13 protein-coding genes are annotated in these 15,395 nt (G+C 67.8%); 6 read left to right on the plus strand and 7 right to left on the minus strand.

Features of this window, described 5'->3' with window-relative positions; all coding sequences use genetic code 11:
* Positions 1 to 145: 145 nt before the first annotated feature.
* Positions 146 to 574, minus strand: a complete 429-nt coding sequence (locus ACRARE_RS08440; protein WP_432655989.1) for a cupin domain-containing protein — start codon at positions 572 to 574, stop codon at positions 146 to 148.
* 285 nt (positions 575 to 859) lie between these two features.
* On the opposite strand from ACRARE_RS08440, the gene ACRARE_RS08445 reads away from it, so the two are divergent.
* On the plus strand, positions 860 to 1,132 hold the full coding sequence (locus tag ACRARE_RS08445; RefSeq protein WP_432655990.1) for a DUF2798 domain-containing protein: 273 nt from the start codon (positions 860 to 862) through the stop codon (positions 1,130 to 1,132).
* 160 nt (positions 1,133 to 1,292) lie between these two features.
* On the opposite strand, the gene eno is transcribed toward ACRARE_RS08445, so the two are convergent.
* From eno to ACRARE_RS08460, 3 genes are all read right to left on the minus strand, one after another.
* The gene (gene eno / locus ACRARE_RS08450) at positions 1,293 to 2,567 is read right to left on the minus strand and encodes a phosphopyruvate hydratase (RefSeq protein WP_432655991.1); all 1,275 of its coding nucleotides are present in this window, start codon (positions 2,565 to 2,567) and stop codon (positions 1,293 to 1,295) included.
* Positions 2,568 to 2,743: 176 nt separating this feature from the next.
* Positions 2,744 to 3,643 carry a DMT family transporter gene (locus tag ACRARE_RS08455; protein WP_432655992.1) on the minus strand — a complete coding sequence of 300 codons (900 nt, stop codon included), beginning with the start codon at positions 3,641 to 3,643 and terminating at the stop codon, positions 2,744 to 2,746.
* A 118-nt stretch (positions 3,644 to 3,761) separates the two neighbouring features.
* Positions 3,762 to 4,193, minus strand: a complete 432-nt coding sequence (locus tag ACRARE_RS08460; protein WP_432655993.1) for a Fur family transcriptional regulator — start codon at positions 4,191 to 4,193, stop codon at positions 3,762 to 3,764.
* A gap of 235 nt (positions 4,194 to 4,428) precedes the next feature.
* Between ACRARE_RS08460 and ACRARE_RS08465 the strand changes: the two genes are divergently transcribed.
* Positions 4,429 to 6,708, plus strand: coding sequence for a pectate lyase-fold domain-containing protein (locus ACRARE_RS08465; RefSeq protein ID WP_432655994.1), 2,280 nt, complete (start codon positions 4,429 to 4,431; stop codon positions 6,706 to 6,708).
* A 179-nt stretch (positions 6,709 to 6,887) separates the two neighbouring features.
* A complete protein-coding gene (locus ACRARE_RS08470; protein WP_432655995.1) occupies positions 6,888 to 8,009 on the plus strand; it encodes a cobalamin-independent methionine synthase II family protein in 1,122 nt (373 codons plus the stop codon).
* 69 nt (positions 8,010 to 8,078) lie between these two features.
* Here ACRARE_RS08470 and guaA read toward each other — a convergent pair whose 3' ends face one another.
* Positions 8,079 to 9,650: a glutamine-hydrolyzing GMP synthase gene (gene guaA, locus ACRARE_RS08475; RefSeq protein ID WP_432655996.1), complete on the minus strand. Its 1,572-nt coding sequence runs from the start codon at positions 9,648 to 9,650 to the stop codon at positions 8,079 to 8,081.
* Positions 9,651 to 9,813: 163 nt separating this feature from the next.
* On the opposite strand from guaA, the gene ACRARE_RS08480 reads away from it, so the two are divergent.
* Positions 9,814 to 10,641 (plus strand): universal stress protein, encoded by an 828-nt coding sequence (locus ACRARE_RS08480; RefSeq protein ID WP_432655997.1) that lies wholly within the window; start codon positions 9,814 to 9,816, stop codon positions 10,639 to 10,641.
* A 2-nt stretch (positions 10,642 to 10,643) separates the two neighbouring features.
* On the opposite strand, the gene ACRARE_RS08485 is transcribed toward ACRARE_RS08480, so the two are convergent.
* Positions 10,644 to 11,858, minus strand: coding sequence for an MFS transporter (locus ACRARE_RS08485; RefSeq protein ID WP_432655998.1), 1,215 nt, complete (start codon positions 11,856 to 11,858; stop codon positions 10,644 to 10,646).
* Positions 11,859 to 12,065: 207 nt separating this feature from the next.
* Between ACRARE_RS08485 and ACRARE_RS08490 the strand changes: the two genes are divergently transcribed.
* Positions 12,066 to 13,610 (plus strand): trimethylamine methyltransferase family protein, encoded by a 1,545-nt coding sequence (locus ACRARE_RS08490; RefSeq protein WP_432655999.1) that lies wholly within the window; start codon positions 12,066 to 12,068, stop codon positions 13,608 to 13,610.
* Positions 13,611 to 13,629: 19 nt separating this feature from the next.
* Here ACRARE_RS08490 and ACRARE_RS08495 read toward each other — a convergent pair whose 3' ends face one another.
* Positions 13,630 to 13,965 carry a DUF6477 family protein gene (locus tag ACRARE_RS08495; RefSeq protein ID WP_432656000.1) on the minus strand — a complete coding sequence of 112 codons (336 nt, stop codon included), beginning with the start codon at positions 13,963 to 13,965 and terminating at the stop codon, positions 13,630 to 13,632.
* Positions 13,966 to 14,190: 225 nt separating this feature from the next.
* On the opposite strand from ACRARE_RS08495, the gene ACRARE_RS08500 reads away from it, so the two are divergent.
* The gene (locus tag ACRARE_RS08500; RefSeq protein ID WP_432656001.1) at positions 14,191 to 15,303 is read left to right on the plus strand and encodes a DUF6456 domain-containing protein; all 1,113 of its coding nucleotides are present in this window, start codon (positions 14,191 to 14,193) and stop codon (positions 15,301 to 15,303) included.
* Positions 15,304 to 15,395 lie beyond the last annotated feature (92 nt).

The raw sequence follows: 15,395 nt of genomic DNA on the forward strand, positions 1-15,395 counted from the left end.
GAGGAAACCTTCCGTCAGATATGCCCACACACAGATCGGCACTCACAAACCGGCACGTCTCACGGAAGGTTCACCGACAACAACGTAGAGACCGGGAAAAGTGTTCCCGCCGAAATCGAAAAAATCTGTCGAAGGCCGAAAAAAGTCAGCTCGGCGGAATGTCGAACCCCGGCGCGGCCAGGACGAAGCCCGCGAAGTCGAAACCGGGCGAGACGGTGCAGCCGACCAGCGCCCAGCCCTCCACGGCCTGCGCCGCCTGCCAGTGATGGGCAGGCACGATGCCCTGGGGCCGTTGCCCGGCGGCCAGATCGGGGCCAAGGGTCAGGCTCCGGGCCGGTCCGGCCTCTGTCTCGGCCAGACGCAGGGTGACCGGCGCGCCTGCGTAATGGTGCCAGATCTCGGTCGCATCCACATGGTGCCAGTGGCTGGCCTCGCCCTCCTTCAGCAGGAAATAGATGCAGGTGCCTGCGGGCCGCTCCCCCGGGGCTGCCTCGGCGATCCAGGTCTGGCGGTAATGGCCGCCCTCGGGATGCGGGGCGAGGTCCAGAAGGGTGATGATCTCGTCTGCGGTCATGGTCTGTCCTTTCGGGCGTTGCACGGGCGCGCCATGCTCTGGCGGAATGGCGGGCTTTCCCCGGGCGATCTTGCCTCGGGGCCTCGTCCCGGGCTATCCGGCTCGGGCCGAAAGACGCAAGGCCGGTTGGTTAGCCCGGCCACGGTTTTTCGCGATGCGCCCTCGGGTGCGCCGCGAGATCCCGCGAGTTTGTCGATCCCGATCCCCGGCGCCCTGTTCATCCCGGGCGCTGTGTTTGGATCCTGTCCCAGCACGCTGCCCCTTTTTGTCTTGCTGGAGTTGACCATGTCCCAATCCACCCCGCCCGCCGCCGCGCAATCGAAGGCCTTCATCCTGATCGCGCAGATCTTCATTTCCTGCCTCATGGCGCTGATGATGACCTTCCTGATGTCGATCCTGCCCATGGGCTTTGGCCCCGGCTGGTTCGGCCTGTGGATATCCCGCTGGCTGACGGCCTGGCCGGTGGCCTTCGTGCTGTCGCTGGGCGTTGGCCCCGTGGCGTTCAAGCTCTCGGGCCTGGTGCTGTTTCTACGCGCCCGCGCCGCAGGCCGGGCCTGAGGCGCGGCGTCCGTCTATCTGGGCGCGGCACCCCCCTCTTCTCATTGCCCCAAATATCCCCGCCGGAGGCATCCCAGCCCACCACCGGCGCCCCCAGAAACGCAACGCGCGCCCGCAGCCAGGGGCCGGGGCGCGCGCGCATCACCTCAGGGCAGGGCCCTTATTTCAAGATCGAGGTGCCGGTATATTCGGCGGTCTCGCCCAGCATTTCCTCGATGCGGATCAGCTGGTTGTACTTGGCCAGCCGGTCGGACCGGGCCAGCGAGCCGGTCTTGATCTGCCCGCAGTTCGTCGCCACGGCCAGATCGGCGATGGTGGCATCCTCGGTCTCGCCCGAGCGGTGCGACATCACGTTGGTGTAGCGCGCCCGGTGCGCCATATCGACCGCCTTCAGCGTCTCGGTCAGCGACCCGATCTGGTTCACCTTCACCAGCATCGAGTTGGCCACGCCCTGCTCAATGCCCATGGCCAGGCGCTCGGGGTTGGTCACGAACAGGTCGTCGCCCACCAGTTGCACCTTGTCGCCCAGGGCCTCGGTCAGCAGTTTCCAGCCCTCCCAATCGTCCTCGGCCATGCCGTCCTCGATCGAGATGATCGGATAGGCCGCGCAGAGCTCTTTCAGATAGGCGGCGTTTTCGGCCGAGGTCAGGGACTTGCCCTCGCCCTTCATCTCGTACTTGCCGTCCTTGAAATACTCGGTCGAGGCGCAGTCGAGGGCCAGGTAAATATCCTTGCCGGGGGTGTAGCCGGCCTTTTCGATCGACTTCAGGATCAGGTCCAGCGCTGCGGTGGTCGAGGCCAGTTCGGGGGCAAAGCCGCCCTCGTCGCCCAGGCCGGTGGACAGGCCCGCGGCGGTCAGCTCTTTCTTCAGGGTGTGGAACACTTCCGAGCCCATGCGCACGGCCTCGCGGATATTCGCGGCCGAGACGGGCATGATCATGAATTCCTGGATGTCGATCGGGTTGTCGGCATGTTCGCCGCCGTTGATGATGTTCATCATCGGCACCGGCAGGACGCGGGCCGAAGTGCCGCCGACATAGCGATACAGGGGCTGGGCGGTGAAATCGGCGGCGGCCTTGGCCACTGCCAGGGACACGCCCAGGATGGCATTGGCGCCCAGGCGGCCCTTGTTGGGGGTGCCGTCCAGCTCGATCATCGCCAGGTCGATGCCCACCTGATCGGTGACGTCGAAGCCCACGATGGTCTCGGCGATCTCGCCGTTCACCGCCGCCACGGCCTCCAGCACGCCCTTGCCCATGTAGCGGGCCTTGTCGCCGTCGCGTTTCTCGACCGCCTCATGCACGCCGGTGGAGGCGCCCGAGGGGACGGCGGCGCGGCCCAGGGTGCCGTCTTCAAGGATCACGTCGACCTCGACCGTGGGGTTGCCGCGGCTGTCCAGGATTTCGCGGGCGTGGATGTCGATAATGGTGCTCATCTGGAAATATCCTCTGTCCAGGGGCCTTTGATGCGGGTTGTAAGGCCCCGCGCCGCGCTTGGAAAGGCGAGGCCGGAAAGATTAGCGCAAACAGCGCGATCTTTGCGCGCAATGGCCCGAAGAGGGACCGCCGGGACCGAGGAGGGCGCGGCGGTCCGGGCGGATCCGGCCAGGGATCAGGGCAGGGGCGTGGCCCGGGCCTCGGCCAGGCTGCGCCGCGCCAGACGGCGTTCGCGCAGGAAGGTATAAAGACCCGAGGCCAGGATCAGCGCCGAGCCCAGATAGGTCAGCGCATCAGGCACCTCGGCAAAGATCAGCGCCCCCATGATCAGGGTGAACAGCAGCCGGGTATAGCGGAAGGGCGTGATCGCCGAGGCGTCGCCAACCCGGGTGGCCATCAGCATGAAATAGTACCCTGCCGCCATCGACAGGAAGGACAGCAGCATCAGCAGGCTTTGGCGCGCGTCCATCGCCGCCCAGCTGTCGCCCAGGATCGCCATGAGGATCCCGCCTGCGGGGATCAGCACCGCGAAGGCCAGAAAGGCCGCCACGGTCGAGGGCAGGGCGGGCGGCATCCGGCGCGACAGAAGATCCCGCGCCGCCACGGCCACCACGGCGCCCAGCACCAGCAGCGCCTCGATCTGGAACCCGGCCATGCCCGGGCGGATCACGATCAGCACGCCCAAGAACCCCACGGCCACCGCCGACCAGCGGCGCCAGCCCACCTGTTCGCCCAGAAACAGCGCCGCCCCCAGGGTGATGGCCAGTGGCATCGCCTGGAACACCGCGGCCACCGTGGCGATCGGCACCAGGGCCAGCGAGGTGATGAAGAAGAGGGTCGAGAATCCCTCCGAGATGGTGCGGAAGACCACGGTGGGATGGCGGCTGGCCGCCCCCAGAACGGGATAGCCGCGCAGCGCGCAGATGCCGCCGAACAGCACCACGCCGCCCACACCCAGCAGGATCATCACCTGGCCCGGCGGCAGGTCGCCGGTCAGATACTTGTTGAACCCGTCTTCGATGGTGAAGAAGAGCATGGCGAGGATGACGAGGACGATGCCCCTGACGTTCTGCATGGCGCGGTTCCGTAATGGCTGCGGTTTCCGCTAACACCGCGCCCCGGGGGCGGCAAGCGTTGTGACGCCGGGGCGCCGGGCGACCGGCCTGCGCCGCCGTCGGCCCTGCCGCTCGGCCTCAGCCCTCGTCAGGCTTGCGCGCCACGGGGACGCCGTAAAGCTCTAGCCGGTGGCCCTGAAGGCGGTAGCCCAGCTTGGCCGCGATCTTTTCCTGAAGCGCCTCGATCTCGGGGTCCACGAACTCGATCACCTGGCCGGTGGTCACGTCGATCAGATGGTCGTGATGCTCGCGCTCGGCATCCTCGTAGCGCGCCCGGCCGTCGCCGAAATCGACCTTCTCCAGGATCCCGGCCTCTTCCAGCAGCTTGACCGTGCGATAGACCGTGGCCAGCGAGATGCGCGGATCGCGCGATGCGGCGCGGGCGTGCAGCTCTTCGACATCCGGGTGGTCGCGCGCGCCGTCCAGCACATCCGAGATCACCCGGCGCTGCTCGGTCATGCGCAGCCCCGCCGTCTCGCAGCGGTGCAAAATCGTCTCGCGTTTGGCCATCTGGATCCTGCTGTCCTTTCCTTCCTTTTCTCAAAGCGGCCCCGGCGCGGCAAGCGCTTTGCGCCACCGGGGGCCGACAGGGCGGCGGCGGGGGCGTGGCGCGGCGGCCCGGCGCCGGTCGCCAGACCTGTGGCGCAGGGGCAACCCTTTGGTGTCAAGGGAGGGCGGACGTCACGCGGGTGTTACACTTTTGCGCCAGCCGCTGGTCAACGGCCCAAAGATCACAGGAGAGATCATGCTTCGCCCCCTGTCCCAGGTTTCACTGATCGCGCTGATGACCGCGCTGCCCTTCGTCGCCCAGGCCGATGTGCCCGGCGCCTGTTCGCCCTATCCGACCGATGACGACGATGTCGTCACCTGTTCCGGCACCGGCCCTGGCTTCACCGAGAAGAACCTGGACGGGCTGTCTGTGACCGTGACCGCTGGCGCGGTGATCCGCGACGACGGCAAAGAGGCCATTCGCGGCGGCGAGGATCTGCGGGTGACCAACCACGGCACCATCACCTCTGACGATGGCAGCGCCCTGCGCGGCGATGACGAGTTCTACCTGAAGAACGAGGGGCTGATCACCTCCTCGGCCGACAAGGGCGTCGAGGCTGATGACTTCTCCGAGGTGATCAACAACGGCACCATTACCTCGACCTTGTGGGACTATGACGACGAGGAAGAGGAGTGGGTCGGCGCCGATGCGGTACAGGTCGGCGACGACTCCAAGGTGACCAACCGCGGCACCCTGTCCGGCACCGATGAAGGGGTGCAGGTTGGCGACGACAGCACCGTGCACAATTACGGCACGATCACCGGCACGGATCGGGGCGTGGATTCGAAGGAAGAGACCTGGATCTACAACTACGCAGACGGCGTCATCACCGGCACCACCGGTGACGGCGTACGCGTTGATGGCGACGGCGGGCTGGTCGTGAACCATGGCAAGATCTATGCGGGCGACGACGGCGTGCAGGTCGGCGACGACGGAGAGGTGCGGAACTACGGTCTGATCGACAGTGACGACAAGGGCATCCAGGCCGATGATGACGCAAAGATCCTGAACGAAGGCACGATCCTGTCCGATGACGAGGGGATCGAGGCGGGCGATGACGCCGAGATCACCAACGCGGGCACCATCACCGCGCTGGATGACGCGATCAACGCGGGCGAAAACGCCATGATCACCAACGCCCTGGGCGGCGTGCTGACCGCCACCGGCGCCCAGGACGGGATCGACATCGACAGCGGGACGGTGCTGAACTACGGGCTGATCCAGTCCCTGGGCGGCGAGGACGGCATCGACTTCGACGCCTCCGAGGTTGCCACCTCGACCATCACCAACCACGGCACCATCTCGGGCAAGATCGGGGTGAATGTCGAGCTGGGCCTCGACGATCCGGCCAACACCATGTCCCAGGTGGTGATCAACCACGGCACCATCATCGGCACCTCGGGCACCGCGCTGCAACTGGGCGCGGGCGATGACACGCTGGACATCTATTCCATGGACATCCAGGGCACGGTCGATCTGGGCACGGGCGAAGATACGCTCATCGTGCGCGAAACCGTTGAAGAGGGCGTGGTCTATTTCGCCTCGGACGTCGAGATCGTCGATCTGGACGAGGCGCCGGAAACGGCCGTCTACGGCGACATGACCCTGGTGGTCGGCCCGCGCGGCGTCTTCGGCGCGATGGACGGGCTGAGCGCGCGGCGCACCGCCCAGATGGGCAAATCCGCCCTGATGCCGATGGCCGGAAATCCCGCACCCGCGCCCGCCCTCGGCTTTGCCGCCGGTGGCATGGACCAGGGCGGCTGGTGGGGTTCGGGCTCTGCCTCGGTCTTCGATGGGCAGGGCGCCGGGCGCCTGACCGTTGGCCGAGACTACGACCGTCTGGGGGTCTTCGTCTCCTACGGTCGGACCACGGGCGAGGCCGGGGGTGGCTATGACCTGACCGAGGACAGCACGATGATCGGCCTGCACACGGGCCGCGCCCTGGCGGGGGGCGGCGATCTGGTGGGCATCGCCTACCTGGGCTTTGCCGAGACAGATCTGTCGGGCGGCGTCTCGGGCAAGGGCAGCGTGGACAGCCGGATCTTCGGCCTGGCCGGGGCCGTGACCAGCGCGGCCACGCCCGGGGGCCTGTCGGTCACCGCCCGCGCCGGGATCGAGCATCAGAGCTTCGACAGTTTCACCCTGTCCGGTCTGGGCGGGGCGCGCTATGCGGCGCGCGACGTCACCACCGGATTCTTGTCCGCCGAGGCCCGGCTGACCCGGTCTCTGCCCGGTGGCGGGACGATTACCCCCTTCCTGGGCGCCGAGGTCCTCTTCACCGACGGCGAGGCCGTGACCCTGGGCCTCGGCTCGGGCACCGCGCGCTATGCCACCGAAGGGGACGACACCCTGGGCCAGCTGACCCTGGGCGTCGAGCTGGAGGCCGCGAGCCAACCCTGGCGCCTGCGCATCGAAGGCCAGTATGACGCGCATGAGAAAAGCGGTGTTCAGGTAACCGCCGGGATGCGGTTCTAACCCGCCGGACGGGTCTAGGGCCCGCCGCAAGCAACGAACCACGCGCGCGCCTCTGGCTAGGGGGCGCGCGTTCTGGTTTGGCGCGGCGGCGGGTGCCGCGCCCCGCCGCTTCGCGGTTGTGTTTCCGGCCCGCCGATGCTCTGCTAACCGCGCGCCAAAGGGAGAGGAGCCGAGACATCATGACCATTCAGACCACCCATGTGGGCAGCCTGCCGCGCGGCGATGCCCTGTCGCAGCTGCTGATCGCCAAGGACAAGGGCGAGGCCTATGACGCCGCCGCCTTCGATGCCGCCGTCGAGGCCGCGGTGACCGAGGCGGTGCGCCACCAGCGCGAGGCGGGGGTGGACATCGTGTCGGATGGCGAGCTGGGCAAGGTGGGCTATTCGACCTACATGCAGGAACGCCTGTCGGGCTTCGGCGGCCATATCGACCGCAAGCCCGCCAAGGATCTGGCGGCCCACCCGGACCTCGCCAAGAAGCTGTCGGCGATCATGGGCAGCCAGGAGTTCACCCGCGCCTCCTGCATCGGCGAGATCAAGCTGGTGAACCTGCAACCGGCGCTGGACGACATCCGCCGCTTCAAGGCCGCGCTGGCGGCCGAGGGGCAGGGCACCCGCGCCTTCATGAACGCCGCCTCGCCGGGGCTGATCACCGCCTTTCAGGTGAACAAGTACTACCCTAGCCACGAGGCCTATCTGGAGGCCCTGGTGGCCGCCATGCGCCCCGAATACGAGGCGATTCTGGACGCCGGTCTGGATATCCAGTTCGATTGCCCTGATTTGGCCATGTCGGCCCACACCGGCTATCAGGACATGGATCAGGACGAGTTCGTCAAGATCGCCGCAATGAACGTCGAGGCCCTGAATGCCGCGACCGAGGGCCTGCCCGCCGACCGGATGCGGATGCACCTGTGCTGGGGCAACTACGAAGGGCCGCACGACCACGACATCCCGTTGGAAAAAGTGATCGACGTGGTGCTGTCGGCGCGGCCCTCCACGATCCTCTTCGAGGGGGCGAACCCCTGCCACGAACACGAATGGGTGGTCTGGCGCGATGCCGACATCCCCGAGGACAAGATCCTTGCGCCGGGCGTCATCGACACCTGCTCGAACTACGTCGAACGCCCCGAACTGGTGGCGCAGCGCCTGCAACGCTTCATCGACATCGTGGGCCAGGACCGGGTGATCGCCAGCACCGACTGCGGCTTCGGCACCTTCGCGGGCTACGGCAAGATCGACCCCGAGGTGACCTGGAAGAAGTTGCGCAACCTGCGCAAGGGGGCGGAACTGGCCTCGGCCTGATCCCCGACGAGAGAACGAAAAAAGGCGCCGCGGATCCCCGTGGCGCCTTTTCAATTCCGGTGTCCCGGCTCACTCCAGCTCGATCGTCCCCGGGGGCTTCGAGGTGCAGTCGTAGAAGACCCGGTTGATGCCCTTCACCTCGTTGATGATCCGGGTCGAGGTCTCGCCAAGGAACTCGTGCGTGAAGGGGTAGTAGTCGGCGGTCATGCCGTCGACCGAGGTGACGGCGCGGAGGGCCAGGGCGTAGTCGTAGGTGCGCCCGTCGCCCATCACGCCCACGGTGCGCATCGGCAGGATTGCGGCGAAGGCCTGCCAGATTTCGTCATAGAGGCCGTGCTTGCGGATCTGGTCGATATAGACAGCATCGGCCTTGCGCAGGATCTCCAGCTTGTCGCGGGTGATCTCGCCGGGGCAGCGGATCGCCAGGCCAGGCCCGGGGAAGGGGTGGCGGCCGATGAAGCTGTCGGGCAGGCCCAACTCGCGGCCCAGAGTGCGGACCTCGTCCTTGAACAGCTCGCGCAGCGGCTCGACCAGTTTCAGGCCCATCTTCTCGGGCAGGCCGCCGACATTGTGGTGCGACTTGATGGTCACCGAGGGCCCGCCAGAGAAGCTGACCGACTCGATCACGTCCGGGTACAGGGTGCCCTGGGCCAGGAACTCGGCGCCCTCGATCTGGTCGGCGTATTTCTGGAAGACGTCGATGAAGAGCTTGCCGATGGTCTTGCGCTTCACCTCGGGGTCGGAAACCCCCTCCAGCGCGCCCAGGAACAGGTCGCTTTCGTCGGCGTGGATCAGGTTCAGGTTGTAGTTCTCGCGGAACATCTTCACCACCTGCTCGGCCTCGTTGAGGCGCAGCAAGCCGTGGTCGACGAAGACGCAGGTCAGCTGGTCGCCGATGGCCTCGTGCAGCAGGATGCCGGTGACAGAGCTGTCGACGCCGCCCGAGAGGGCGCAGATGACCTTTTTGTCGCCCACCTGTTCGCGGATCTTGGCGATCATCTCTTCGCGGTAGGCGCCCATGGTCCAGTCGCCGGTAAAGCCCGCGTCGCGGATGAAGTTTTCATACAGCGTGGCGCCGTTCGGGGTGTGGTGCACCTCGGGGTGGAACTGCACGGCGTAGAAGCGGCGGTCGAGGTCGGCGGTGATGGCGAAGGGGGCGCCGGGCGAGGTGCCGTAGACCTTGAAGCCGGGGGCCAGCTTGCTGACGTGATCGCCGTGGCTCATCCAGACCTGTTCGCGGCCCGTGCCATCCAGGAACCAGCCGTTCAGCAGGTCGATCCGTTCGTCCCCCGGGGTGACATAGGCGCGGCCAAATTCGGCGGTGTGGCTTTCGCCCGCTTCGACCATGCCGCCCAGGTCCTGCATCATGACCTGCTGGCCATAGCAGATGCCCAAGATCGGCACGCCCAGGTCATAGACCTCTTTCGGGGGCCGGGGCGATCCTTCGCGCACGACGCTGTCGGGCCCGCCCGAGAAGATCACGGCCTTGGGCGCGAAATCGCGCAACAGCTCGGCGGTGACGTTCTGGTAGGGGTGGATTTCGCAATAGACCTTCAGCTCGCGCAGGCGACGCGCGATGAGCTGCGTCACCTGGGATCCGAAGTCGATGATGAGGAGGCGGTCATGGGATGTCTGGCTCATGTCGCTGCCATAGTCCGCCCCGCGCGCTCTGGCAAGCCTCCGCTGCGCGGGCGGGGCGCGCAGGGCTGCGGCGGAATGGCATTTGAACCCCGGGCCACAGCGGCTAGGCTGGGGCGACACCGCCCATGCCCGCCCCAAGAAAGCTGCCCATAGGAGGAAAGAGATGCGCCGGTCCATCCTGATTGCCACCGACCTGTCCATGCGCTCGGAACGCGCCCTACGCCGGGCCTACCGGCTGGCCGCCGAACAGGGGGCGCGGCTGACCGTGCTGACCGTGGTGGACGAGGATCTGCCGCCGGGCATGGCGGCGCGCTCGCGCGATTTGGCCGAGGAAGAGCTGCGGATGCTCTGCGATGCCATCTCGCCCGATCAGCCCGCCGACCTGCGGGTCGAGATCGCCGATCCGCTGCCGCATATCCTGACCACGATGAAAGAGGTCGAGGCAGATCTTCTGGTGCTGGGGGTGCATCGCCCGCGCGCGGTCTGGGATCTGTTCTATGGCACCACGATGGAGCGGATCGTGCGCGCCGCCCGGGTGCCGGTGCTGCTGGTGCGCAATGCCCCGGTGGCGCCCTACGCCCGCGTGCTGTCGGGGGTCGACATGTCGCCCGCCTGCGCCGCGGCGCTGAACCTGGCCGCAGAACTGGCGCCAAAGGCCACGATCCATGCCTTCCACGCCGTCCACGTGCCCTATCGCGGGCTGGTGGCGCGGGCGGGCACCCCCGAGATGCTGCATCCCTTCCTGGAAGAGGCGCGCGACGCCCTGGACAGCTGGTGGGAACAGACCGACCTGCCGCAGGCCGTGCCGCGCCCCGAGCCGCAGCCCCATGGTCGCTACGAGATGCTGTCGCGGCTGCTGCACCGGGAAAAGCCCGACCTGCTGGCCATCGGCGCCCATGGGCGCGGGCCGCTGTCGCCGACGCTTCTGGGCAGCTTCACCGAACAGATCCTGCGCGATCCGCCCACCGACGTCCTGGTGGTGCGCCGCTGACCTCAGGCCGCGTGGTCGGGGTGGCGTTCCTCGCGGACCGTCAGCGACAGTAGCCCCGCCAGCAGCACCGTGCAGGGGATCACCAGCATGGCAGGGCCGAAACTGCCGCCCGCGCGGTCGATCAGCCATCCCAGCAGGGGCTGGAAGATCAGCGCGCTGCCGATCCCCACCATGTTGACGAAGGCGATCAGCGTCCCCGACACCTCTTGCGGGTGGCCCTCCTTGGCCATGGCGAAGGTCAGCATCTGCGCCCCGTTGGTCAGCCCGGCCAGGAACAGCAGCGCCGCCAGCGGCCCCAGGCCCAGACCGGGCCAGAACAGCGCCAGTGCGTAGAACAGCGCGGTCAGCGCGATCGACCCGCTCAGCAGCCATTTGCGGTGCCCCAGCAGGTCCGACAGCCAGCCCGCACCGATGCTGCCCGCCGCCATCCCCCAGAAGATCATCGACACGGCCAGTTCCGCCGCCGCGTCGTCCAGACCGCGATCGGCCAGGATCTCGGCCTTGCCCCAAAGCCCGCCATAGACATTGATAGGCATGTAGAACAGCGCCCCGGTCAGGGCCACCAGCCACAGCCGGCGGTCGCGGATCAGCGGCTTCAGCGGCGCCAGGGGATGGGCGCCGGGGCGGCGTTCGGGGGCCTCGCCGCCGTCATGCAGCAGCAACACCGCCAGAAGGAACAGGACGGCACCGGCCAGGGCCGTCCAGGTGAAGACCGGCTGCCAGCCCGCGCCTGCCACCAACTCGCTCAGCCAGACGGCGCCAATGGCGGTGCCCAGCATCCCCAGGGCGTTCACCGCCCCCGAGAGCAGCGCAAAGCGCGCGGGCGGAAAGCGGTGGTTGACGATGTAGAGGGCGCCGACGAAGGCGAAAGAGGCACCAAAGCCCGTCAGCAGCCGCCCGGCCCCGGCCAGCCAGGCCAGATCGCTGGCAGCGAAAAGCGCCATTCCCCCCGCACAGCAGGCCATGGCGGGCAGCACCAGACGGCGCGCGCCGAAGCGGTCCAGCGCCAGGCCCACGACGATCTGCATCGGCGCATAGATCCAGAAGAACAGGCTCGACAGGGTCGAGAACCCGCCGCTGCCCAGGCCGAAATGCGCCGCGATCTGCGCGGGCGCCAGGCTGGGGCTGATCCGGGCCACGAATTCGTAGAGGTAGAACAGCCCCGCCACGATCAGCGCCGCCCAGGCGCCCGCCTTTGCCCGATCTCCGGTGATCATCCCTATCTCTCCTGCTGTGGCCTGCTGCGTCGCGGCGGAGGTTTACCCGCCTCGTGGCCAAGGGCAAGCCCGCCCGAAGCGGCGCGCGCGCCGCGCATTCCGCGCCGCTTATGTCGCTTTTGCCCCTTCGATGCCGCTTGCAGCGGACGGTCGGCCCGGCGAGAGAGCTATCAAAAGGGCCAGAGACCGGGAAAGAGGAACGGCGCTATGACCGAAGCATCCACGCGCAGACGGGGCCGCGGCGGCGGCGGGGCAGCCAGGCGGGCGGCCCGCACGGCGGTCAGCATGGATTGCGCCCCGGTGATCCAGCGCGGCATCCCCAACATGGAGATGCTGTCGGAAGAGGCGCTGGAGATCATCGAGGCCAACGCCGAGACGGTGCTGGAAGAGATCGGCGTCAACTTCGTCAACAACCCCGCCGCGCTGGAGCGATGGCGCGCGGCCGGTGCCGATGTGCAGGGCGAGAGGGTGCATATCCCGCGCGGCCTGGCGCGGCAGCTTTGTGCCACGGCGCCCGCGCGCTTCACCCAGCTTGCCCGCAACCCCGAACGCTCGGTCGAGATCGGCGGCAAGGGCCTGGTGCTGGCACCGGTCTACGGCCCGCCCTTCGTGCGTGACCTCGACGGTGGCCGCCGCTATGCCACGATGCAGGATTTCCGCGATTTCGTGAAGCTGGGCTATATGTCCAAATGGCTGCACCACTCGGGCGGCACGGTCTGCGAACCGACCGACGTGCCGGTGAACAAACGCCATCTGGACATGCTGCACGCCCATATGACCCTGTCCGACAAGCCCTTCATGGGCTCGGTCACCGAGCCCAGCCGGGCCCAGGACAGCGTCGAGATGTGCAAGATGCTCTTCGGCGAAGAGGTGGCGACGAACCAGCCGGTGATGACGTCGCTGATCAACATCAACTCGCCCCTGACCTTCGACGACGTGATGATGGGCGCGCTCGAGGTCTACGCCTCGAACATGCAGGCCTGCATCATCTCGCCCTTCATCGTCGGCGGCGCCATGGCGCCGGTGTCGGTCGTGGGCACGCTGACCCAGGTGCTGGCCGAGACCCTGGCGGGCGTGGCCTATTCCCAGCTGATCCGCCCCGGTGCCCCGGTGATCATGGGCGCCTTCGTGACCTCGATCGACATGAACTCGGGCGCCCCCACCTTCGGCACGCCCGAGGCGTCGCAGATCCTTTATGGCGCCGGTCAGCTGGCACGTCGCCTGGGGCTGCCGTTCCGGTCGGGCGGGGGCCTGTGCGGGTCGAAACTGCCCGATGCCCAGGCGGCCTATGAGACGGCGAACACGCTGAACGCGGCGCTTCTGGGCGGTGTGAACTTCATGCTGCACGCCTGCGGCTGGCTGGAAGGCGGGCTGGTCTCGTCCTTCGAGAAATTCGTGCTGGATGCCGACCAGCTGGGCGTGCTGCACCGGCTGGGCGCGGGCGTGTCCCATGACGAAGAGGCCCAGGCGATGGATGCGATCCGCGAGGTCGGCCCCGGCGGGCACTACCTGGGTTGCGCCCATACGCAACGCCATTTCCAGACCGCCTTCTGGCGCTCCGAGGTGCTGGACAACAAGCCCTTCGAGACCTGGTCGGAAGAGGGCGCGCGCGACAGCCAGCACCTGGCCGCCGAACGGGTGCGCAAGCTGCTGGCCGACTACCAGCAGCCGAGCATGGAGCCCGAGATCGCCGAGGCGCTGGCCGCCTTCGTGGCGCGGCGCAAGGCCGAGATGCCCGACGCCTTCGCCTGAGGCGGCAGCCGTCGGATCGTTACAGGGCCGTCCCTTGTGGGGCGGCCTTTTGCATTTCGCCGGGTGTCGGCGGGACCGGGGCGGCCAGCAGCTGCGCCTCGCCGATCAGCGCCGACAGCAGGCGCACATGGCCCAGGGCGGAATAGGTGGCGGCGCGGTCCCGGCGCAGCCGGTCGATCTCGCGCTCATGCTCCATCAGGGCCAGGGCGGCGGCGCCGTGGCGGCGCGGTACCGGCTGGCCCAGCAGGGCGGGCAGATGCGCCTCGCGCCGGTAGTCCTCGGCGGCGATGCGGGCGGCGCGCACCAGCAGGGGCGGGCGGCGCAGACGCGACAGCATGGCGGAAATATCCTGCATTTCGGACCTCGTCATCATGATCAGGGATCGGAAAGGCAGGATGGCACAACCCTTGCGGGTGTTGCGTCGTGCCGGGCCGCGCGAACGGTCCAGCAAGAATAGTTTATCCTTTAGAAACAATCATTGCGGAAGTGGTTAACCATTAACCTCTATTAAACCTTAACGCCGTTTGCTGTGGATAAGCTGGGGCACGGCCCCGACCGACAGAGACCCTACGAGACCGACATGCGCCAGAACGTGACCCGTGAAGCACCGGCGCCGCGCCCGCTGCCCGGCTGGCTGCCCCAGGCCGCGCGACACTATCTTGTCCATACCGAAGGCGGCGTTCCCATCCGCCAATTGGCGCGCGAGGCGGGCTGTGCCCCCTCGACCATCCTGCGCCAGATCCGGCGCCTAGAAACCCTGCGCGACGACCCGTTGGTCGACTGCGCCCTGGCCCGGCTGGGCGGGCAGGGGGACGGGGCCACGCCGGCACCCAGAAAGGGACCCTCGACGATGACTTCCGCTGCCCGCGACGACAGCCCGACCCCGATCACCGAACCTATCCTGCGCCGCGATGCCCTGCCAGTGCTGCGCCAACTGGCACGCAGCGGCACGGTGCTGGCGGTGGCCCAGGACATGCAGAAGGCGGTGGTGGTGCGCGACCGCATCGACGGCTCGCCCGACCGGCTTGACGTGATCTCTCGCGAACTGGCAGAGGCCATGGCGCTGAAGGACTGGATCGCCTGCAAGACGCCCGGGCGGATCTCGCGTTATGCCATCACATCGGCCGGGCGATCCATTCTTAACACACTGACAGCCAAGGAAGAAAACACCGCGCGCGGTTTTGCCGAAGGCATCGCCCCCTTCGAGCTGCGCGGCGCCGCCTTGGCCGCCGACGAGGGCGAGCGGCCGCGCGGGCGCCTTTGCGTCAGCGACAGCCCCCTGGCGGCTCTGGCGCGACGCCGCGACCGCGACGGGGCCCCCTTCCTGGCCGCCGAGCTGGTGCGCGCGGGCGAGCGGCTGCGCGAGGATTTCGAACTAGCCCAGATGGGCCCTGGAATCACCCAGGACTGGGAGCGGTTTCTGACCGCGAACACCGGCGCCGCGCCCGCGGGCCGCGGCCCGCAGCGTGGCCCGGAAGCGGCCCGCGCCCGGGTCTCCGCAGCGCTTCAGGATCTGGGGTCAGGCCTGGCCGATGTGGCGTTGCGCTGCTGCTGCCAGCTGGAGGGGCTGGAAACCGCCGAGCGCAAGATGGGCTGGTCGGCGCGTTCGGGCAAGATCGTGCTGCGCATCGCGCTGGAACGGCTACACCGCCACTACGGCGCCCAGCCCCGCGACAGTCGCTTGATCGGCTGATCCCGGAGCCTGCGCGGAGGCGGCGCAAATCTGACCCGATCTTAAGAAAGCTTAACCCCGGCCCGCGACAAAATGCGAGCCGGGGTTATTTT

Origin of the sequence: Pseudooceanicola aquaeponti, assembly GCF_050897975.1 — a bacterium.
GTDB lineage: Bacteria > Pseudomonadota > Alphaproteobacteria > Rhodobacterales > Rhodobacteraceae > Pseudooceanicola.